The 21,856-nt window shown below is 46.3% G+C and carries 21 protein-coding genes; 16 read left to right on the forward strand and 5 right to left on the reverse strand.

What is annotated here, in order from left to right; genetic code table 11:
- Positions 1–376: 376 nt before the first annotated feature.
- The 4 genes from AC3RCI_RS03940 to AC3RCI_RS03955 all read left to right on the forward strand — a co-directional run bounded on the left by AC3RCI_RS03940 (position 377) and on the right by AC3RCI_RS03955 (position 4,932).
- The gene (locus AC3RCI_RS03940) at positions 377–1,396 is read left to right on the forward strand and encodes a glycoside hydrolase family 88/105 protein (protein ID WP_336781441.1); all 1,020 of its coding nucleotides are present in this window, start codon (positions 377–379) and stop codon (positions 1,394–1,396) included.
- A gap of 12 nt (positions 1,397–1,408) precedes the next feature.
- Positions 1,409–3,589, forward strand: a complete 2,181-nt coding sequence (gene gnpA / locus AC3RCI_RS03945) for a 1,3-beta-galactosyl-N-acetylhexosamine phosphorylase (protein WP_336781440.1) — start codon at positions 1,409–1,411, stop codon at positions 3,587–3,589.
- 166 nt (positions 3,590–3,755) lie between these two features.
- Positions 3,756–4,217: an NUDIX hydrolase gene (locus AC3RCI_RS03950; protein WP_336781439.1), complete on the forward strand. Its 462-nt coding sequence runs from the start codon at positions 3,756–3,758 to the stop codon at positions 4,215–4,217.
- Positions 4,201–4,932 carry an SMI1/KNR4 family protein gene (locus AC3RCI_RS03955; protein WP_336781438.1) on the forward strand — a complete coding sequence of 244 codons (732 nt, stop codon included), beginning with the start codon at positions 4,201–4,203 and terminating at the stop codon, positions 4,930–4,932. Before AC3RCI_RS03950 ends, AC3RCI_RS03955 begins: the two co-directional genes overlap by 17 nt.
- 105 nt (positions 4,933–5,037) lie before the next feature.
- Here AC3RCI_RS03955 and AC3RCI_RS03960 read toward each other — a convergent pair whose 3' ends face one another.
- Positions 5,038–5,958: an alpha/beta hydrolase gene (locus tag AC3RCI_RS03960; protein ID WP_492527574.1), complete on the reverse strand. Its 921-nt coding sequence runs from the start codon at positions 5,956–5,958 to the stop codon at positions 5,038–5,040.
- A 215-nt stretch (positions 5,959–6,173) separates the two neighbouring features.
- Between AC3RCI_RS03960 and AC3RCI_RS03965 the strand changes: the two genes are divergently transcribed.
- Positions 6,174–7,163 (forward strand): phosphotransferase, encoded by a 990-nt coding sequence (locus tag AC3RCI_RS03965; RefSeq protein ID WP_492527575.1) that lies wholly within the window; start codon positions 6,174–6,176, stop codon positions 7,161–7,163.
- A 103-nt stretch (positions 7,164–7,266) separates the two neighbouring features.
- On the opposite strand, the gene AC3RCI_RS03970 is transcribed toward AC3RCI_RS03965, so the two are convergent.
- Positions 7,267–8,259: a DUF4003 family protein gene (locus AC3RCI_RS03970; RefSeq protein WP_492527576.1), complete on the reverse strand. Its 993-nt coding sequence runs from the start codon at positions 8,257–8,259 to the stop codon at positions 7,267–7,269.
- Positions 8,260–8,293: 34 nt separating this feature from the next.
- Positions 8,294–8,443 carry a DUF6713 family protein gene (locus AC3RCI_RS03975; RefSeq protein ID WP_492527577.1) on the reverse strand — a complete coding sequence of 50 codons (150 nt, stop codon included), beginning with the start codon at positions 8,441–8,443 and terminating at the stop codon, positions 8,294–8,296.
- Positions 8,444–8,641: 198 nt separating this feature from the next.
- Between AC3RCI_RS03975 and AC3RCI_RS03980 the strand changes: the two genes are divergently transcribed.
- The 7 genes from AC3RCI_RS03980 to AC3RCI_RS04010 all read left to right on the forward strand — a co-directional run bounded on the left by AC3RCI_RS03980 (position 8,642) and on the right by AC3RCI_RS04010 (position 16,604).
- A complete protein-coding gene (locus AC3RCI_RS03980; protein WP_154892969.1) occupies positions 8,642–10,021 on the forward strand; it encodes an amino acid permease in 1,380 nt (459 codons plus the stop codon).
- A 225-nt stretch (positions 10,022–10,246) separates the two neighbouring features.
- Positions 10,247–10,666, forward strand: a complete 420-nt coding sequence (locus AC3RCI_RS03985; RefSeq protein WP_095288570.1) for a hypothetical protein — start codon at positions 10,247–10,249, stop codon at positions 10,664–10,666.
- Between the two features lie 15 nt (positions 10,667–10,681).
- The gene (locus AC3RCI_RS03990) at positions 10,682–11,029 is read left to right on the forward strand and encodes a hypothetical protein (RefSeq protein ID WP_095288571.1); all 348 of its coding nucleotides are present in this window, start codon (positions 10,682–10,684) and stop codon (positions 11,027–11,029) included.
- A 598-nt stretch (positions 11,030–11,627) separates the two neighbouring features.
- On the forward strand, positions 11,628–12,530 hold the full coding sequence (locus AC3RCI_RS03995) for an SDR family oxidoreductase (RefSeq protein WP_095360984.1): 903 nt from the start codon (positions 11,628–11,630) through the stop codon (positions 12,528–12,530).
- Between the two features lie 260 nt (positions 12,531–12,790).
- Positions 12,791–13,210 carry an ester cyclase gene (locus AC3RCI_RS04000; RefSeq protein ID WP_492527578.1) on the forward strand — a complete coding sequence of 140 codons (420 nt, stop codon included), beginning with the start codon at positions 12,791–12,793 and terminating at the stop codon, positions 13,208–13,210.
- A 224-nt stretch (positions 13,211–13,434) separates the two neighbouring features.
- Positions 13,435–15,816 carry a GH36-type glycosyl hydrolase domain-containing protein gene (locus tag AC3RCI_RS04005; RefSeq protein WP_492527579.1) on the forward strand — a complete coding sequence of 794 codons (2,382 nt, stop codon included), beginning with the start codon at positions 13,435–13,437 and terminating at the stop codon, positions 15,814–15,816.
- A gap of 104 nt (positions 15,817–15,920) precedes the next feature.
- Entirely contained in the window at positions 15,921–16,604 is a 684-nt protein-coding gene (locus AC3RCI_RS04010; RefSeq protein ID WP_492527580.1) for a 2'-5' RNA ligase family protein, read from the forward strand.
- Between the two features lie 87 nt (positions 16,605–16,691).
- Here the strand turns inward: AC3RCI_RS04010 and AC3RCI_RS04015 are convergent, their stop codons facing one another.
- Entirely contained in the window at positions 16,692–17,459 is a 768-nt protein-coding gene (locus tag AC3RCI_RS04015) for a GNAT family N-acetyltransferase (protein ID WP_492527581.1), read from the reverse strand.
- 174 nt (positions 17,460–17,633) lie between these two features.
- Between AC3RCI_RS04015 and AC3RCI_RS04020 the strand changes: the two genes are divergently transcribed.
- From AC3RCI_RS04020 to AC3RCI_RS04035, 4 genes are all read left to right on the forward strand, one after another.
- A complete protein-coding gene (locus tag AC3RCI_RS04020) occupies positions 17,634–18,296 on the forward strand; it encodes a M48 family metallopeptidase (RefSeq protein WP_492527582.1) in 663 nt (220 codons plus the stop codon).
- A gap of 50 nt (positions 18,297–18,346) precedes the next feature.
- Complete coding sequence (locus tag AC3RCI_RS04025; RefSeq protein ID WP_492527583.1) at positions 18,347–18,733, forward strand: iron chaperone; 387 nt, start codon at positions 18,347–18,349, stop codon at positions 18,731–18,733.
- Between the two features lie 171 nt (positions 18,734–18,904).
- Positions 18,905–20,488: a glycosyltransferase family 39 protein gene (locus AC3RCI_RS04030; RefSeq protein WP_492527584.1), complete on the forward strand. Its 1,584-nt coding sequence runs from the start codon at positions 18,905–18,907 to the stop codon at positions 20,486–20,488.
- Between the two features lie 4 nt (positions 20,489–20,492).
- Entirely contained in the window at positions 20,493–21,077 is a 585-nt protein-coding gene (locus AC3RCI_RS04035) for a hypothetical protein (RefSeq protein WP_492527585.1), read from the forward strand.
- 121 nt (positions 21,078–21,198) lie between these two features.
- Here AC3RCI_RS04035 and AC3RCI_RS04040 read toward each other — a convergent pair whose 3' ends face one another.
- Positions 21,199–21,615 carry a hypothetical protein gene (locus tag AC3RCI_RS04040; RefSeq protein ID WP_492527586.1) on the reverse strand — a complete coding sequence of 139 codons (417 nt, stop codon included), beginning with the start codon at positions 21,613–21,615 and terminating at the stop codon, positions 21,199–21,201.
- Positions 21,616–21,856: the final 241 nt, after the last annotated feature.

Raw genomic sequence — 21,856 nt, forward strand, 5'->3', positions numbered from 1 at the left:
GAGTCCATTTTAATTAGAAACTACGGTAAAGGTAACCTTTAAAAAGGATGAACTTCTACAATTACACGGTAACGGAGAGGGCAGAACAAATCTGGAGAAGCGAAGCGTTCGCCTTTATCGCCTGATATTTCCCATAGAAAAGGAATCAAAAAATTCTGGGGATAACAGCGATCGGAAGATTGTTCTGACAGCGGAGTGACTTAGTCTAAACCTTTGAGTTTATTCATAAATGGTTGAAATTGCACAGTTTTGTTACGAATATGCTTAGATTGACACCATTTTACTGCGTAGAATGGAATAAGTAAAGCGTTTACAATACGAACGGACACCTCTCAGGGCGCACTTGGGGGCATGTGTCCAGGAGAGGGGAATACCGATGCTTCAAGTGAAATATGACAGGGAAGAGATTTTAAAGGTCATCGATAATGTCACCCAAAAAACACTATCCATGGATCTGACATGGGACTGGCCTTGCGGTGTAGCCTATTACGGTGTAACCAGAGCCTACCAGACGACAGGTAACAAGGAGATTTTGGACAGGCTGGTTCAGTGGGCGGATGAATATATTGAGCTGGGCCTGCCGAGCTGGACGGTAAACACCTGTGCCATGGGACATATGCTGATTACGTTGTATGAAGAGACAGGGGACCAGAAGTATTGGGATATCGCGCTGAGCAAAGTGGATTATCTCCAGAATCATGCGCTCCGCTTCGGAGACAACGTGCTGCAGCATACCGTATCCGTTGCCAATGACTTTCCGGAACAGGCGTGGGCGGATACCTTGTTTATGGCTGCATTTTTCCTGCTGCGCGTAGGCAGCAAGCTGAAGGATGAAGCCATGATTCAGGATGCGCTGAATCAGTATTACTGGCATATCAAATACCTTCAGGACCCAAGCACAGGCTTTTGGTATCACGGGTATAACAATGTCAATAAGGACCATATGTCCGGATTTTACTGGGGAAGAGCGAATGCCTGGGGTGCCTACACAATGTCACAGGTGAAACCTCAATTGAAGGACTGGTATTTATATCCGCAGTGTATGGACATTGAGTGCTCACTTCGGGACCAACTGGCAGCCTTGAAGCTGGTTCAGACGGACAACGGCTTGTGGAGAACGGTGCTGGACGATGAGGAGTCCTATGAAGAAGTATCAGCGTCTTGCGGTATAGCGGCGGCCATGATCAATAACGGCAATCCGCTGCATACCAAGTATGTACAGAAGGCATTGGACGGTGTACTGAAAAATATCACTGAAGATGGACGTGTACTTGGCGTATCTGGCGGCACGGCAGTCATGAAGGATCGGGAAGGGTACCGCAAAATCCCCAAAGACTGGATTCAGGGCTGGGGTCAGGGCCTGGCACTCGCTTTTCTGTCCGACATGTTGAGATAGGAGGAGATCCAATTGTCCAAAAAAACAACGGGAGCCTTCACCCTGCCCGGAGAATCGGGTTATGAGGCGCTGACACTGGAACTCGCTGAACGGTGGGGTGCCGATGTCATTCGTGACAGCGACGGGACGAAATTGTCGGATGAGATTATCAATGCCGGATACGGCATTTATTCGACGATCTGTATCATCCGGGATCATAATGAGTGGGCATCCCGCAATACGGATAAGCTGCAGCAATGTTTTCTCATAACCAATCCCAAGGTGGCCGTGCAGGATTACCTGTCCATCTACCTGATGGAGGATTTCTTCGCTGAACAGTTCAAGGTGAACGATTCCCGGGAAGCGTTCAAGTATTGGCAGGTCTATGACCGGACGACGGGGGAAGAGGTGCCGAGAGAACAGTGGAATTATGAACGGGAATCCGGGAATGTGGTCATTACCGGCATTGTTCCGTGGCATAAATACACCGTCAGCTTCATGGTTTACCGAATATGGGAAGAGATTTCGATGTACAACCATACGACGAATGACTGGGACAAAGAGCATCTGATGCAGATCGATCCGATCTATCCGGAGACACAAGCTTATTTGCTGAATTGGATGGAAAATTGGTGTCAGGAGCACAAGGAAACGACCGTTGTTCGGTTTACTTCCCTGTTCTATAATTTCGCCTGGATCTGGGGCAGCAGTGAGCGAAATCGTCATCTGTTCTCGGACTGGGGTTCATATGATTTTACGGTGAGTTCAAGAGCGCTTGATCTGTTTGCCAAAAAGGCTGGCTATTCCCTCACGGCTGAGGATTTTGTGAATGGCGGTAAATACCGGGTCAGTCATATCCCTGCGAATCAGCGCAAGCTGGATTGGATGTCATTCATCAATGATTTTGTGATTGAATTCGGTAAAAAGCTGATTGATATTGTACACAAAAATGGCAAGCTGGCCTATGTTTTCTACGATGATAGCTGGGTCGGCATGGAGCCTTACAATGACCGCTTCGAAGAATTTGGATTCGACGGCATGATCAAATGTGTATTCTCCGGGTATGAGGCAAGAATGTGTTCGGGTATCAACGTGGATACGCATGAAATCCGGCTGCATCCATACCTGTTCCCGGTTGGTTTAGGCGGGCTTCCTACCTTCAAGGAGGGCGGCGACCCTACGCTGGATGCCAAGAAGTATTGGATTCATATCCGGCGTGCTCTGCTCAGAGAACCGATCGATCGAATCGGACTTGGCGGGTATCTGCATCTGGTGGAGCCTTATCCGGATTTTGTGGAATACATCGAGAAGATTGCCAATGAATTCAGGGAAATGAAGGAGCTGCATCAGGCTGGCATGCCTTATCAGATTAAGACCAAGGTAGCCGTGCTGCATAGCTGGGGCAAACTGAGATCATGGACGCTGTCCGGTCATTTCCATGAAACGTACATGCATCATCTTATCCATATCAATGAAGCATTGTCGGGATTACCGGTTGAGGTGCAGTTCATCGATTTTGAAGACATCCGTCAGGGCGTACTGCATGACTGCGATGTCGTGATCAATGCCGGTTCTGCCGGTTCCGCTTGGAGCGGTGGGGAGCACTGGAATGACCATACGTGTGTGGACCTACTGACAAAGTGGGTGTACGAAGGTGGTACATTTATCGGCATCAGTCAGCCTTCGGCGATCGAGGGATACGACAGCTTTTTCCGAATGGCACATGTTCTTGGCGTGGATGAAGATACAGGGGCCAGAGTCGTTCACGGAAAATGGTCGTATGAGGTACGAGATGAGCATGGTTTGGTACCGGATGAAGCCAGCATAACGCCAAAGAAAGGCATCTATCTTACGGATGGCACAGCTGAGGTGCGGCATGAAACGGATGGTCACATTACATTGTCTACGCATGCATTCGGTAAAGGAAAGGGGATTTATCTCTCCGCATTCGAATTCAACTGGGAGAATACCCGATTACTGCTGAATCTGATTCGTTATGCAGGCGAGGAGTACGAAGAAACGAAGTATATCCCGGATAACCTGTACACCGAGTGTGCGTATTATCCGGAAAGTAACATATTGGTTGTCATCAACAATAGTGACCAGGTTCAGACAACAACGATTGATACAGAGTTTGGAAAACAAACGCTGGAACTGGCTCCGTATGATACGGTTATCACCAAGATTGGTGCAACCAACTCGGTATCCTCATAGGATATCTTCTTCATAAAAGGTAGCCCAAATAGACCGTTTCCCTGGCCAGGGAGCGGTCTATTTGGGCTAAAAAGGAATTTTGCTCATGAATATTTTATAATGTAAATCATACAAGCAAACCAATCGGATATCTTGCTCTAGACTTAAGATTGTGGGGGTGTAATCAATGATTCGTATGGCTGTCGGTGCGGTCATTCAAAAGGATGATAAACTGCTGTTAGTTCATAAGGTAAAAGGAGCACAGGGGAAAATCAAAGGAACGTGGGATTTCCCAAAAGGCGGGGTAGAGCCGCAGGACGAGAGCATAGAGGCGGCACTGCTCAGGGAATTAGAAGAAGAAACGGGATCAACAAAATTTACAATTACCAAACCGTTCAAGGACCGAATTGCCTTTCGTTTTGACGCTATAACACAGGAGAAATTGGGATATCAGGGCCAGGAAACGGCGATGTTTCTGGTCGAATACACTGGAGACGGGACTGATCTGAAGCCTCAGGATGATGAGATCGATGATATTCGGTGGTTCCCCATAGACCATGTCGCTCCACTGTTATTTCCGGAGGCCCGTGTGTTCTTTGAAAGATACGTTCTGGTGAGAGGAGAAGATTGGCTTGAATGCAGATTTTAGAGTGTTGACCGAGTTCCTCCAAGGTCATGATGAAGCAAGGGGTTCCATTTCAGAGGAAGACATTCAGGAGCAGGAGCGCCATCTTGGCAAGCCTTTTCCGGCCGCTCTGCGTGAATATTATAAGAGGTTTGGGCGGTCACAATATATTAAGCAGCACTGCAATAATCAGTATGAGCCGATGCTTCTGGAGGATATCTTTGTACCGGGTTCGGATTTCTTTACAACGGACAAGGCGTTTTTGATCTTTTATCAATGCGAAGAATCAGTGATCTATTGCGGCATACGTTTCAGTGATCTGACGAAGGAAGACCCGCCGGTGTATCTATGTGCCTGGAACCATCCGGATTGGTCGCTGGAGAATGAATCACTCACCAATTTCCTGGTAAGCAAAGCATTTATTCAGATGGGGGTGGAGGACAGGCTGCCCTATTGGGTGATTTTTGATGAGAACATGTGGGGGTTATCGGACTATCGATCCTATTGGGGATTAAGTGACGGAGCATATGAAATTCCAGAAATGTCCTCTCTCCAGGCTTGGCGGATATTTCGTAAAGAGGATGTCATTCTCCTGTTCGAAATGGCTGTTGGTGAAAGCGAGGATGATATATTAGCTGTATATCTGGCTTCTTTTGACCGGGAGCGTATAGCGAGCCTGTTGAATCGTACAGCGCAGGACAGGCAGCTGCCCGACTATAGAACCAATCTTGGTTCATAGCTTCAGATGGATTGGCCTAACTTCCCAATCGCTTTTCCGTGCTGGACAGCCTCATTAAGGTTCATATTATTTTTCATATTTCTCAATCTCCTTTAAAGCGACTGATCAATACTTAATAATGTCGATGATTTTGCGCTGAGCATTCTTGGCTTCCGGGATGGGATACAGGACAAAAACATGATTCATTTTGGGATAAACAAAGGTATGATGGTCAATATCCTGGTCAGTTAGCATCTTGTCGAGCTTCATGATGTCGGGGAACAGCCCTTCATGCGTTCCGACAAACATGGTGATTTTCCCGAGTCCTTCGAAATCTCCGTAGATCGGACTAATCAGCGGATCATCCAGCGATTTGTCAGCTGCCCATATCTGCCGGATTACATCATATCCTTCTACAGCGAGCATGGGGTCTCTCGACTCATAATCAAATATGACCGGGTTGTCCAGAACCATATCCACACATGGAGACAACAAAATGATGTCTTTGGGCTGCGGAAGATGATTCATCTGAATGTAATGTGCCAGACTTAGCGAAATATTCCCACCCGCTGAATCTCCCATAATCGTAAGTTGTGAGGGATCTTGTACCGATTCAATGATTTCACGATATAAGTTTAGAAGTCTTGGATACGTATGCTGATAGTTGTAGTGAGGCACTTTGGGATAAATGGGAGCGATCACTTTGGCGTTCAGTGCCTGGGCCAGGGTGTCCATGAATCTCCAATGCAAGCTTAAAGGCTGATGCGTATGAGCACCGCCATGTATATATAAGATGACTTTTTGTGCTAAATGCTGGTCATTTAATGTAAATACCTGCATGTTCTCAAAGGAACGCTCTGATCGGGGAGATGTGAGTTTCACCTTACCTATCTGATAAGGCTTAATATTCTCAAGACCCACTTGGTCGATGTGCTTCCGGGTGTTGTCCCGCGTGGAGAAATTCTTCTTGGTGCCTGATAAAAGAATAAATTTTTCAAATAGATAGCTCATTAGAGAGCGTCTTTTGTTATAAACATTCATACTCATCTGTATGCCACCTCTCGTCTAGATTACGATATCTACAGTATAAAGGTTGAAGTGTACTTCAAGGTCAAGGGTGAGATTCAAAGCGAGAACAACAAAGGTTGTAAACGAGCTTGTCAGAATGCACACTTCTTTTAACTCGTCTTCCAAAATGTACCTATAACCTATATATTAAATGATAGGAGTATCAGAAATTATTAAACTGAAGGAGCATTAATATGCTTAATTTTAATCAACCCATGGCATTGCGCTCGATTTTAAGCCCGAAATATTTGGAGTTTGCTCTAAGAGATCAATATGATATGGGTCAATGGGAAGAATGCTTGTTTTGGCTGCGAGGATTGAATGATACATACCGGGTAAAGACGTCCACGGGCTTGCACATCCTTCGGGTATACCGTGCCGAGATCGGGGAGGAAGAAGTGATCACGGAGTTGTCCGTTTTATCTCAATTGAAAGCGCTATTGAATTCTTCGGTGCATGCAGATGTTGGAGATTATATGAAGAAGAAGGATAGTAGTGATTACACCGTTCTGGATGCGCCGGAAGGCAAACGTGTGGCCGTGATGTTCCGCTATATTGAGGGGACCGAGAATAACCTTGAGGATGAGGCGTCCTGTTATGCTTTTGGTCAATCTGCGGCTGAGCTGCACAAGGCTATGGATCAGGTGGTAGTGGAGCAGCCCAGATATGAGCTGGATACACGATTTCTGATTGATCAGCCGCTGGCGCTCGTTATGGCATATATCGGAGAGTCGCATGAAGCAGGACCGTTTTTGGTTGCGTTTACTGAGGAGCTGAAGAAGCGGATTACAGCATCTGCCCGTAGTCTGGAATGGGGACTGTGTCATGGCGATATGCATGGCAACAATAATGCCTTTCAGCAGGGAGGATCGTTTACGCATTATGATCTGGAGTGGACAGCCAAAGGCTGGCGTGCCTACGATCTGGCTCAGGTAAAGGCTAGAAAGAGGCAATCCGGTGAGCAAAAAGCACAATTATGGAATGCACTCATGGCAGGTTATCGTTCGATACGAAGCTTCTCTACAGAGGACGAGCAGGCCGTAGACCTGTTCATTATCGCTCGCAGATTCTGGGTCATGGGTCTGGATGTTGCTTTTATCGAAAATGATATGGGTGCACTGGATTATGGTGACGATTGGCTGAACAGTTTCATTGAGGAGTTTCGAGAAACGGGAATCATATAGTTTCGGAAGATGATGAACTGTTCTAGACCTATTTTGAATCATCTTAAGCCCCCTCTGAATCAATCGGAGGGGGCTTTTTCATAATAAGCTGCCTTGGCGAACGTTAGCTTGAAGATGATGAAGCGGCAGCAGCAGCTGAAGCCGCGGCAGCGGAGGCCATGGCGGCCTGCTGTGCGATGATAATGTTGGTGATGCTGGTAGAGAGTGTCGTGGTCAGCACACCGCTTCGCAGATTCTCAACATGCTGAACAGCCACCAGGGCAGATGAGAATAGAAGCAGCTCCTGTTTGGTGATTGACCATGTCCCGAAGCCCTTTTGATCACGCAGCCAGTCGAACGTTTCTTGCACCTGATCCACCAGTGTGTCCTGGTGGACAGGCAGCAGAGAGAGCACTCCGAGGGAGGATAGGGTATACGTTTTATCCAAGCGGATGCTGCGTTTACGGAACGCCTCCTGTAATGCCAATACCCGTGCGCTTGATTCAGGATTGTCATCTCCAAGGACCAATACCTGGGTCAATGCCTGCACGCTGTTGCCAGGGGAGAATTCTGGCTTCAGTTCACGATAGAGCTGCTCCATGCGGGCCACACCGGATTCCACATCGAGATCTGAGAGAGCCAGCATGGCTGCGAAAATATAGTCATCCTGTCCGGTGAGGAAGCGGTGTTTTGCTTTCATTTGATCGTAAAAAGCCTTGGCACGCTCCACCGTGTACTGAAACTGGTCAGGCGCTGCCTGGGCAGCAATCTGATAGGCAGCCACGGCCAGGAAATCTGAAGTGCGGAACTTGATCTGTTTCATCAGATCGTAGACATGCAGGGTGTCCGCCAGCTTCGTCTCCTGATCCGTGGTAAGAGAGAGCATGGCAGCAATACTGATAGCCGAATTGCCCCTGAATACGGAAAAGAGGTTTGTATTTTGCTTCATCAGATCATGACTCTGGCGAATGGCCTCACCATCGGCCGTTTTATTTTCTCCTGCATAGAGAAGTGCCGCCAGGCGATGCATCATCGGATTTTGCCATTTGAACGACTTCTTGATGATCTGTGTATTGGAAACGAATAATTCGACTCGTGCTGCGTGCTGCTGCTCCATAATGCACACCTCCCGAAATGAGTAGTTGTTATCCCTAGTTTATTAGGAAAATCAAATGGATTAAAGCAAAAATTCCCATGGGGTAGATAAATAACCTTGAGAACGAATTTTTAAATGGGTTGCGAGGGTGCTTCTCAAACCTGAAATGCAATATCGTATGTATGATGAAAAAGATGTCCAGCACCCAGAATGTAATCGTTTGTTATCCAGAAACCATTATAAATGATAAACATTCTCATTAAAAACGCTTCCTTACATTCCTTGTTGTATTTCTGCGGCACATCTCGTACAATTTGGTGAAGCAATTCTGCATTGCGTTAATGTGAACATAAAATGTAATTATGACAACACGAAGCTGCACACAAGAAAAGGGGAGAATCGTTTGGAATCGAAGCAACTATCTAGAGGGCTTAAGCCCCGTCACGTTGAGCTGATTGCACTCGGGGGTACAATCGGTGTTGGATTGTTCATGGGGTCGGCGAGTACGATCAAATGGGCAGGTCCTTCGGTGCTGCTGGCCTATCTGCTGGCCGGGATCATTATCTTTTTTGTCATGCGTATTATGGGTGAGATGTTGATTCAGGAGCCTGTCACCGGATCCTTTGCCACATTTGCTCATAAATATATCAGTCCGCTTGCCGGGTTCCTGACCGCCTGGAGTTACTGGTTCCTCTGGGTAACGGTGGGGATGGCGGAAGTTACGGCGATCGGTATCTATGTCGGTTACTGGTTTCCGGATATTCCACAATGGCTGCCGGCACTGGCTGGTGTGCTCATTATTGCGGCGGCGAATCTGGCTGCGGTGAAATATTATGGGGAGTTTGAATTCTGGTTCGCCATGATTAAGGTAACAGCCATTGTGTTCATGATCGTGATCGGAACGGGCTTAATCTTCTTCGGTCTGGGTAACGGCGGACAGCCGATCGGATTATCGAATTTGGTGAGTCATGGGGGCTTCTTCCCTGGAGGGATCAAAGGATTCCTGTTTGCTCTATGTATCGTAACGGCTGCCTATCAGGGCGTGGAAATGGTCGGTATTACGGCCGGGGAAGCGGAGAATCCGAAGCATACGCTGCGTAAAGCGATCAAAAATATCGTATGGCGTATCCTTATCTTTTATGTAGGGGCTATCTTTGTCATCGTGACACTGTACCCGTGGAATGAAGTGGGGCAGACGGGAAGCCCGTTTGTACTCACATTTGCCAAGGTTGGTATCGTGGCTGCTGCGGGCATTATCAACTTCGTGGTGCTCACGGCTGCGATGTCGGGGTGTAACAGCGGAATTTACAGTGCGGGACGTATGTTATATACGCTTGCGGAGAATGGACAGGCACCTGCCTTCTTCAAAAAGCTGTCCAAAGGCGGGGTTCCACGCAACAGTATTATTATTACGATCTCCCTGCTGCTGATCGGTGTAATCTTGAACTACCTGATGCCGGATTCCAAGCTGTTCTTGTATATCTACAGTGCAAGTGTTCTTCCAGGGATGGTGCCTTGGTTCGCACTGGCCTTCAGCCAGTTTCGGTTCAGAAAGCGCTGGGGTAGTGAGATGGGGGAACACAACTTCAAGTCCAAATGGTTCCCCATCAGCAACTACATTATTATTGTGTATCTGATCCTCGTTATCATCGGGATGGCGTTTAACCCGGATACGCGTTTGCCTCTGATTGTGGGTGCGACTTTTATGGCCATCGTGGTGATCGGATATTTTGTATTCGGCGTTGGGAAAAAGCAGCGTGTAGACGGTGGAGAAGATCAATAGATTTACGTTATAAAACTGTGGTGTGAATTGTTCAGTGGGTGCCCAAAATGCATTTCTTGAGTACATCGAAGAATTTTTAGAGATTCGGTGTCATTCAAGGATGCATTTTTTGTTTTTTTTGTAACAATGAGTCGAAATAACAACTTAATTTATTGATCAGTATTAAGGCTTACCTTATAATCAAGGAGATTGAAGAATTTGTAAACATACTGGGGGAGTTTGCTAATGTTAGTAGGAAAAGGCGCAGTGCGTGAGATGTCAAATGATATCGACAAAGTCATCAGAGAAATCGACCAGATCACCCAATCCAAAATTGACCGGGTATCGGATAAAATTGATTCTGAATTGAACTCTTGTGGTCGTGAGCTTTCAAACGCTGCAACGACATTATCTCAGATCAAGCCTCTGATTGACAGATTGGTCGCACAAGTTGGACAAGATGCTCCTGATCATGTACAAGTACTGGTAACATCGATTGCACAGGAAGTAATGTCCAAAGTTATAGCTACTAGCGGCAACATTGACGAGGTTCAGAAGAACATTAAAGATGTAGATAAGTTAACCAACGAAATTGATAGTCTCACGGACGAAATTGACAAGTTGACAGATAAGATTGATGAAATTACCGATAAGTATCAGAAGTAGGGAGGATAGGTCTCTATGAGCGATTATACACCACCTGTAGGTCAGCCCAATTACATATCGGGTGGCTGGGGCAACAAACAAGCAAAAGAAACGGCTTTAAAGATAGATCATATTGCAGATAAGGCCAAGTTTGGCATTGAGATGCTGGGCACAGGATTGGATGGAATAGATGCTATTGAAAAAGAATTGATTGAAATCTCCCATGCGCCGCAGCCTCCTACACAAGAGCAGATTCGATCGATGGCTCATCGCCTGGATGCGCATCAAAAGCAACTCCAACTGGCTTTGGACCGGATTAAAGACATGATGACAGATATAGAAAAAGAAACGGATGCTATTCAAAAACCACGTACATCCTGGTAAGAGTAAGTTTACGTTGTTTACGAATTAGAATATGTAGAAAGAGAGGGGAGTTCCCTCTCTTTTTTTATTTGTCTTTTGAGCAGTGTCACCCTCTAAAAAATATCTCTTGAATCTCCTGTTACTAGAGTTTTTAGAATATGAACTAGAAGAGCTGCTGCACGATCAATATCAATTCCATTGCAGCAGACAAGGGGGAATAAGCAAGATGAGGACGATGTAAACGATCCAGCGGTTTACGGAAAATCCTTCAATTTAAATGCTGCAGCTACCTTAAGGAAATGATCAAGCCCAGTTTAAATTTCACCCATCTCGGTTACAAAGAAAAGAGTGCAACGTTTATGAAAACCAACTATAAATAAATTGAAATTTACACATTCTATCTAAATTGAACTTCACATCTACACATTAACGTAGAGGGCAGAGAAAACCTGGAGAAATGAAATGTTCGCCTTTATCACCGAATTTTCTCCTTCTAAAGGAATAAAAAAAATTGGGGGATAACAGCGATCGGAAGGTTGCTCTGACCGCGCAGTGACCCGTGTAGAATGAATTCGTTCTATTTTTATAGCGTGTAAATTTAACCGAGGAGGAATTGAACATGGCTAATCAAGACCAGCATACTGTACAAGATCCGACGACACAATATCCGAAGGCTACATCAGAATGGAAACAGCAGCAGGAAGAGCCGGGACTTCAGCGCGAGATGACACCCGTGCCTGATGCAGGCGAAAAGAGTTACAAAGGCAGTGGACGTCTGACTGGACGCAAAGCCGTAGTAACCGGGGCAGACAGCGGAATTGGCCGTGCGGCGGCCATTGCATTTGCCCGTGAAGGCGCGGATGTTGTGCTGTCTTATCTTCCTGAAGAAGAAGCGGATGCCAAAGAAGTGGTACAGCTGATTGAAGAAGCAGGCCGTAAGGCTGTTGCGATTCCCGGTGACCTGAAGGATGAGAACTATTGCGAGCAGCTCATTGAGTCTGCCGTTAAGGAGCTTGGCGGGATCGATATTCTTGCCAACGTGGCAGGTAAACAGCAATTTGTGGAGCAGATTGCGGATCTGACTACAGAGCAGTTCGATGCGACATTCAAAACGAATGTATACTCCATGTTCTGGCTCTGCAAAGCGGCTGTAAAACATATGAAACCAGGCAGCTCCATCATCAATACGTCGTCCATCCAGGCATACAGTCCTTCGCCAATCCTGCTGGATTATGCGACGACGAAGGCGGCCATCAACACGTTCAGCAAAGCACTGGCCCAGCAGGTCGGCAGCAAAGGTATCCGCGTGAATGTTGTAGCGCCAGGTCCGGTATGGACACCACTTCAGGTGGTTGGCGGACAGCCCGTCGAGAAGCTTGCTAGTTTCGGCTCCAATACGCCACTTGGCCGGGCAGGACAACCTGCCGAGATGGCACCTGCCTTTGTATTCCTGGCGAGCCAGGAATCCAGTTACGTGAGCGGTGAGACCCTGAATGCCAACGGTGGTACCGTTAGTCCGTAACAGGAGACCTTAAATGGGCCCAAATGGATTAGCTTGTTAAGCAAAGAACTCCATCCCCGATAAGGGTGATGGAGTTCTTTGTGTTGTATATTCATGTGCCGAAGCATCTTCGAGTTCATTAGGATAATAGGGATAATAGTCCTGCAGAACAGTAGAACAGATTGATCTCCCACCATGGAATGGATGATAGAATAAGGGAAGATATCGAAGGCTGCGTTTAAGATGTAGTAGAAAATCCAATGTAAACGGAGTGGCGTGCAATGACCCCTGAACAGATTGTCAGAGCTTTTTTCAAAGAGGTACGGTCAGGTCGTAACCTTGATTATGCTGATACATTGATGGCAGAGCAGGTACTGGCCCATCAGGTGGTATCCGAAGAGGAAGTGACCGTAAACAGGACACCTTCCGAATATGCGGATCATGTACGAGAGATGATTCAGGCTTACGGTGAATTCTCACTTGAGATTCAGGAACTGATCGTACAGGGCGATAAAGTGTATGTGCGCTGGAGACAAGAGGGTATACATATGGGAGAAGTGGATGGATACACACCAACCCATCGGCCGGTTATTGAAATTGCCAGTGCTGTATATCGAGTTGAAAATGAGCGGATTGCAGAATATTGGATTCAGATTGACAGGCTGGGCATCGAAAAACAATTGGAGCGCAATAAGAGCTGAGAATTCAGCTCTTTTTTTGTTAAATCGGAGCACCCAATCAGAAGTTTTATTTTTAATAGAATGTTTTGCGATGTTTATGAGCTGAGCAGGTTAATTCACATGAATTTTTTGAACATTTATCCGTGACTGTAAGCGTTCCCGTGTTATAATGAATGAAGTTGTATACAAGTTACTAAAACGTTTTCTGTCATTCCAATTTCATAACCCGAAAGAGAGGTTCAGTGATGATCAGAGCAACGAACGATAATGAATATTATGAGCTGACCAGTCCGACAAGTATGCCCAAGGCATCCGGATTCCTATGGAACGAAAAGATGATGATCCATATGAATTGCCGCGGATATGCTGTGGCGCAATTCATGCAGCCGGAGCCTGCCAAGTACTCGCATGCACCCAATCTGGAAGCGAAAACATTTATGCAGCCAGAGCAGCCGTATTATGCGCATCATCCGGGGAGATTTGTCTACATCAAGGATGAAGTAGGCGGAAACATTTTCTCGGCTCCATATGAGCCGGTGCGAAAACAGGCGGACAGCTATACATTCGCCGTGGGTAAACACGATATCCGCTGGAATGTTGTAAGCGATGACATTTCCATTGAGATGAGCCTGCGTCTGCCCAAAGCGGATGCCATGGAGCTGTGGCAAGTGAAGGTGAAGAACCTTTCCTCTCATAAACGCAAGCTGAGCATGTATCCGTATTTCACGGTTGGTTATATGTCTTGGATGAATCAATCCGGTGAATATGTGGATGAGTTGCAGGGAATCGTCTGCTCGTCCATTACGCCGTATCAGAAATATCAGGACTATGCCAAAGTCAAAAATTACAGCGACAAGACCTACCTGCTTGCGGATCGCAAGCCTGCTTCATGGGAAGTGAATCATGAGCGTTTCGAGGGCGAAGGCGGCCTTCATGCTCCATCGGCATTGCAGCTGGACACCTTGGAGGGCGGGGATGCAAGGTATGAGACACCTGTCGCTGTCCTTCAGTACAGGTTGGAGCTCGAAGCAGGAGCTGAGCGGGAATACCGGTTTATCTTTGGGCCAGCTCATGATGAAGCAGAGATCGAACGCATCCGGCAGCAGTATTTTATCAAGCGGGATCATGAAGGATTGGATGGTTTTGCCCTGGCCGAACAGGAGTATGCGGCTTACGTTGCAGAAGGACAGGGAAATATCCAGATCCAGACCCCGGATGACGGTTTGAATAATTTTGTAAACCACTGGCTGCCGCGCCAAATGTATTACCACGGCAAAACAAACCGTCTGACGACAGATCCGCAGACCCGAAACTATCTGCAGGATAACATGGGCATGAGTTACATTCAGCCTGGGATCGCACGAGATGCCTTCCTGACAGCCCTGGCTCAGCAGCATGCAAGCGGCGCCATGCCGGATGGAATCATTTTGCACCCGGATGCTGAGCTCAAATACATCAACCAGGTTCCTCATACGGACCACTGTATCTGGCTTCCGGTCTGTATGCGTACGTATCTGGATGAGACGAATGATTACAGCATTTTGGAGGAGCAGGTTGCATTTGCCGACAGTGAAGAGAAGGCCTCGGTGCTGGAGCATATGAATCTGGCCATGCGCTGGCTGATTCAGGATCGTGACCATCGCGGCCTCAACTTCATTAATCAGGGCGACTGGTGTGATCCGATGAACATGGTGGGTTATAAGGGCAAAGGGGTATCCGGTTGGCTCACCATTGCAACGGCGTATGCGTTCAAGGTATGGGCGGATATTTCGGAGCAGGCCGGGCATACCGAGACAGCGAAGCAATTCCGTGAGGAAGCAGACCGGACCAATGCTGTAGCGAATGAGTATCTCTGGGATGGCGAGTGGTATGCACGCGGAATAACGGATGATAATGTCGTTTTTGGCATCAGCAAGGATCAGGAAGGACGCATCTATATTAATCCTCAGGGTTGGGCGCTGATGAGCGGCGCAGCCGATGAGGAGAAGCGGAAGAAGCTGATTCGGGCAGTTGAGGAGCAATTGGAGACGCCATATGGTGTGGAAAAACTGGCACCGTCCTTCACATCTATGCGGGAAGATGTCGGCCGGGTTACGCAAAAACATCCGGGCAGCGCCGAAAATGGGGCAGTCTACAACCATGCGGCTGCGTTCTACATCTATGCACTGTATTTGGTTGAGGAAAAGGAGAACGCCTACCGACTCCTTCGGAAAATGATTCCTGGTCCCAATACCGAAGATATCCTCCAGCGGGGACAGTTACCTGTATTCATCCCCAATTATTATCGCGGGGCCTACAGACAATTTCCACGTACAGCCGGGCGCTCCAGCCATCTGTTCAACACAGGTACGGTACCTTGGGTGTATCGCTGCCTGATCGATGGACTGTTCGGATTGCAGGGTCACGCCGAAGGGCTGCTCGTTCGTCCGCAATTACCTGCGGATTGGGATAAGGCTTCTGTGACCAGGTTGTTCCGTGGTGCGGAGCTGCAGGTGGAGATGAAACGGGATGCGGCTGTCCGAAAGACTGAAGTGTATGTTAACGGTCAATTGATTGAGGGAGACATGATTAAGGATATCCAGGCTGGCAAGTCATACGAGGTATTGGTCAAGCTTCCTATATCATAAGGAATAGAAAATATGAAAATGCCTTTCTTGTTCTTTAAGAAAGGCATTTTTTTATTCAAATATTTTATAGGCTAGGTTAGACCGTATGTGGATATTCGATAATTGTGAATCAACGTTCTATAGCGAAGCTGGCAATTCCAATCGGAGATGATATGCGGGCAGGATTGCTCAATGGTGCCGTTGAATACTCTCCATTGCAAGGCTTTATAGTTATGGAGGGGGTTAGGGAGTTGTACGGAGTAGTTGCTCATTTTGACCAGGATACAGAGCTCTATATTAAGCAGGTTTGGAAAGAGTTGAGTGATAATGTAGTTTCCAGGTATGCAGAAGAAGTACAGAATAGACGACCTCATATTACCATAGCAGGTTATGACTCTGACGTAGATATCGACAAATTCATAAGTGATTTTGACTGCTTTTATGAATCTAAAGGACAACTTTCAATCACTATGAACTCAGTAGGGACTTTTTTGAACACAGGAATTGTATTCCTTGCCCCTGTTCCTTCCCAAGAATTTTTAACGTTTCATGCTAATCATCACCAATTTTTTGAAAAATATCGAATGAATGCTGAGTCTCAATATCTCCCCAACAATTGGATACCTCACTGTACCATAGCAAACAGATTAAACGATGAGAATTTAAAAGAAGCGATGGTTTACTGCACTAAAAGAATCGAAAGACTACGTGCTACTATTGTTGAAATATCAGTAATCAAAGCTATATACGAGAATGGGAAATGTATAAAATCACCATCTATACATACGAAAGCTTTGGGCATTTTCTAAAATTACAATATAAATCGCCTCCCAAGACAACCGCCTTACTCACCAAGGCAGTTGTCTTAGCTCGAAAATCAACATTTGAATGTAGGATCAAAATTCGCTGAAATCCTTAACTCTATACCAATACGAGTAGATTTTCGAATAGCCAAGCTTGGCGTAGAGCTTTATAGCGGGAGCGTTACCGGCTACAACCTGCAGATAGCTCGATGTTGCGCCTTGCTTTTTCCCCCAATGCAGGAGATGTAATATCATCTGTTCAGCGAACCCGCGATTCCGATAAGCGGCATCCGTAATGATATCATACAAGCCGATATAGCCACGCTCGACAACGCCCAGCCCACAAGCAACGACTTGTCCATCGACCGAGAGGGAAATGAAACCCGTACTTGTACGGATATTGGACAGCATCTGTGTCATTGTTTCCCGCTTCCCTTCCTGTACCTGATTCAATCGGCAAAAGTGATCCAGCCACTCCTGTGTCAACTGCTCATCGATTTTTACAAAAGGGTACTCCGGTTCCCTCAGCTCTTCCAGACTGCACACCTGCATGTTGGTGTGATCCACAATGGAATACCCTCTGTCCTGCAAAAGCTGATCCAAGTGATCCGGCTGGATAAACGGTGTGATTTTGAAAATGGTACTCAGCTGATGGGAAGCGTAGATTTGCTCGCACTCATCGATCTTAGCAAACACATCCTGGGTAGAATCATAGATGGGTTGTATGGAGTTGGCACGCTTCGTGTATCCGTTGGCAAAACGTAAAATCCATCCATCATAGAACAAGGTGGATAGGGACTGCCAGTGATTGAGGGATAATTCCTCAATGATTTTGTGGCCATTCTCAGTGATTTGCTTCATACGGTATCCTCCATTTACATGAGACTGAATTCAGTATTTTTTAAATAATAATACATAATAATGAATAATAATACAGTTTTATTTAACGAATATCGATCTATTGTTTGTGCAGATTACCTTAGGATGATATACAATCGTAATAAATGGATAACAAAAAAAGAAGCGGAGCACAGCATGCTAACGATTAAACTAAACGAACACGTCATTCAATGCCATATGGTATATGGCAAAGGCAAGAAGGTTTCCATCACGATGGACCTACCCTACATGGTAACGATTAAGGCACCCAATGGCACGAGCGATGAGATGATTCAGCAGCTTGTAGCGCAGCATGGTGAAATCATATTGAAGAAATCGGCGCTAATGCAGCAGGCCCTGGAAGGACCGCAAGCCAAAGCCTACGAGGAAGAAGGCAGCGGGAAGTTTTTGTTTCTGGGCAAGGAATATGCACTGCATGAGTTAATTAAGGTTGAAGGGTTGTCCGAGGATGAGCTGCGGGCGAATCTGAAGAAATTTTATTTTGCCGAGTGTAAGAGAGTCATTGGTGAACGCATTGGTCCATACCAACAGCAGCTGAAGGTCAAGCCAAAGTCCATAGACATTGTGGAATCCCCGACCAAGTGGGGCAGCTGCAGCTGGGACAAAAAGCTCACATTTAACTATCGTCTGGCCATGGCACCACCGGAAGTCATTGATTATGTCATTATCCATGAGCTGTGCCATATTCATCATATGAACCATGATCGCTCCTTTTGGCGCCGCGTTGGCAGTATCATGCCGGACTACAAGACGAAGGAAGATTATTTGATGCGCAATGGCCGGTCCATGACGTTGTGAAAAATAAATCCATATCACGAGTCCATGAATCGTGGTGGAAGGAGTTCAGGATGGCTGAGGGTAACCATTATTCTGCACTGGTCGATGAATATATTTCGGGGTTCGCTCCGGATGTACAGGTCAGACTGCAGGTATTAAGACAAATTATTCGTGAAGCTGCTCCGAAAGCGGAGGAGAAGATCAGCTATCAGATGCCAACGTATGCGCTGCACGGGAATCTGGTCCATTTTGCCGCATATAAGAATCATATCGGATTCTATCCTGCTCCCAGCGGAATCGAGGCATTCCGGGATGAACTCTCCGTCTACAAAGGCGCTAAAGGTTCAGTGCAGTTTCCCCTGAATCAACCCTTGCCTGAAGAGCTGATCCGCCGGATTGTGGAATTTCGGGTGAAGGAAAATGTAGAGAAGGCAGTGGAAAAGAAACGAAAGAAGTAGCATTGTATTAGAGGAATAGATAGACCGCTATCTTTGGCGAAGAGGGCGGTCTTTTTTGTGTTTAAAATCATGTTCTTGGGGTCAGCGATAGCCGACTGGTTGAATTCAGCGATTTTTCAGTTAGAGCCATTATACTGTTTTCGAATCCTGTACTCGAAAAGGAGTTTTGGCATGTCTAAGGTGATTCATAAGACGCTTTATCTCATTCTTATTTTCTTTGTTAGTTTATTTATTGTTTCGTCTCTATTCGTTCGAGCGCAGTATAATTATGGCCTTTATGGAGACAATCCGATCCTGGGAGCCCAGCAATGGAGTATTTTCCTTCCGGTCATCCTCCTGCTTCTGTTAGCGAGTATCGGGCTATACCGTCTCTGCCTGAGATTGAACAAGTACAGTCCAAAGGTCGTCATTCCTGTGGTTCTGCTATGTTCCATGGCGATTCAGATCGCGATTATCTTTGTGTTTCCAAGAGTGCCGACGGATGACTCCCAGACGGTCGTTTCTCTGGCGATGAGCATGCTCTACGAACAGGATTATTCCTCGTTTGAAACGGGTGGATATCTTCACATGTTCCCGTTTAACTTTTCCATCGTGTTATATCTAAAGACACTGCTATACCTGTTCCCGGATAACTATCTGGTGATCAAGCTGTTTAATATTCTGTTTTCAACGTTAACCACCTTTATGATTAATCTCATTTATAAGCATCTGAACCCCCAATCTAAGGAACGGGATTACGGCGTTTTGATTTTTGCAGCGACGTACCTGCCTTCCTTATTCTTGAACAACCTGATTTATAACGATGTTATTGCGACGGCATTTCTGACAGCTAGTTTATACCTTCTACTTCGATTTGTACGCGAAAAATCATGGAAGGCTGTTCTCTGTGCTGCGATTCTTCTCGCCATTGGAAACTACTTCCGCAGTATCGGTGCGATTGTGCTGATTGCCGCTATCCTCTACATCCTGCTGAACATGCGGAGTATCGGGTTCAAGAAGGTGCTGGGCTCCATCGCCGTACTGGCTGTTCTGTTTAATGTCCCAGGCTGGACCCAGAATGCCGTGCTGCAGTCCACAGGTACGGTAAGCGAACCGGTCGGCGAGAATTCGGCCCCCGTCTATATGTGGCTGAACATGGGGATTAACCTCGAACGATTCGGATTCTGGGACAATATGGAGAGCTACCAAATATATCAGAGACAGGCCAATTACAATAAGGCCGACAGCACAGCACTATTTAAGCAGAAGATTGAGTCGAAGCTGTCGGAAGCGAGTGCCAGCGAACTGATTCAGATGTATTACAAAAAGATCATATGGACCTGGACTGAAGGCACGTACCAGATGGATCGATACGGAATCGGCAATGAAAGTGCCTCAGGTATGGGGAGAGGAAGAGCAGGCGGAATCGCAGGTTCCTACAGCTATACCAATGGGATAACGGACTTGTTCCAAGGAGATTCCATCTATCGAACGGGTGTGCTTTGGGTCGTATATGTAATGAACTTCATGATGTACTGTTTTATTTTCGTTCGGTTGGTCCGGGGGATTCGTCTTAAGCGATATGATGAGGTCTCCCTGATTCTGGTGGTTCTCGGATTTATCGGTTTTTATATCCTGTGGGAGATCAAATCGCGCTATATCTATCCGGTATACCCTTTGCTAATCGTGTTGTCCTATATGGGATTCAAGGATACGTATGAATTGATGTTCCAAAGAAAACTCGGCTGGGGACGGGCATCCCTGGGAAAAAGGTGATCTTATGAGAAAAAATATGGTTTTCACATCCGTTCTGATTCTACTGGCAGGTTGTGCTGTTCTGCTTGCTGCCTGTGATGTCATTACAGCACAAAACATTACGAATACCGGCACCGCACCAGGCATGAATGGTGGGGGAATGATGAATGGTGGTCCAGGTATGAACGGAGGAATGGAGAGAGGCGGAGGTATGAATGACCGAACAGGTGGACCGGATGAGATGCGTGGTGCAATGAATGCTGATCTCACAGGCCGGATTGTCTCCATAGACGGAGATACTGTTACTGTAGCGTTACTTGAGTTTCAGGGCTTTTCTTCACAGAACTCCAATAATCAGGGGCAGCAGGACGGTTCTCCTGGCAGCGGAAGCAGGGGGATGAATGAAACTGGCGTTGAAATGAAATTAAAGCTGAATGCGGATGTTAGCATCACTGAAGGTATGGAGATGGGAGGACGGGGTAACACCAGTTCAGATGCCAACGGGGCAATTCAGGTATCTGATCTGAAAGAGGGAGATGTCGTCATGGTATGGTATAAGGAAAACACGGAGACAGTGGAACGAATGGCAGTTGCCAGTCTGAATAAGTGATGAAGACAGCGGCAAAGAGATTTAGCGAGAAAATTTGAATTTGGTCCACCTTAAATGAGCACAGGCTTACTCCCGGTAAAAGGGAGAGTCCTGTGCTCTTTCTCTTTATGTATTCTCAGATCTAGTCCAGACTCAGATCAAAATCAGGCTCACACATGTAATCGATCGGATAGAGATCATCTCTAGCTGAAATTAATGCACGAAGGTGAAGATAAACATGGTTGGGCTGTACGACCACACCATCCATACGATAGGGAGCAAGTTCAGCAACGACGAACACGTCTTCCGCAGCGTTACACTTGAAAATGACGTTATTCGGGTTGCATACTTCCTCCATGTAGCTGTAAGTCATCACGTGATAAGCTTGTCCACGCCAATTGGTTTTGATGACTTTATAGGATTGTGTTGCCACAAGATCAATATAGCGTTCCAAGGGAAACGTATGTTCAAATTGTGTGATGTACCCTTTGTTATCCACATCAATTGTAAATTCCACATCATAGCTCACATGAAACTCTTCCTTATAGGTTCCCTTCATGATTGTCATAGCATCCAAATGTGATCCAAAATCAGGGTCTTCCATGTAGGGGATTGCAATGCGTTCAGGATCAACATGATCGGTAATTTGGCTGGTGCTTGAGATTCCTTTCATAAACTTTGATGGCTGAAGATTAATAGAACCAATCATTTTTCCAGCATATGCAGGGCTGCAGGTTATTCGCATAGTCATCTCCTTTGTTGTTCATCAGTAATTAGACGAAAGGCAGAAGAGAAAGTTT

Source organism: Paenibacillus sp. MT124, from assembly GCF_058792755.1.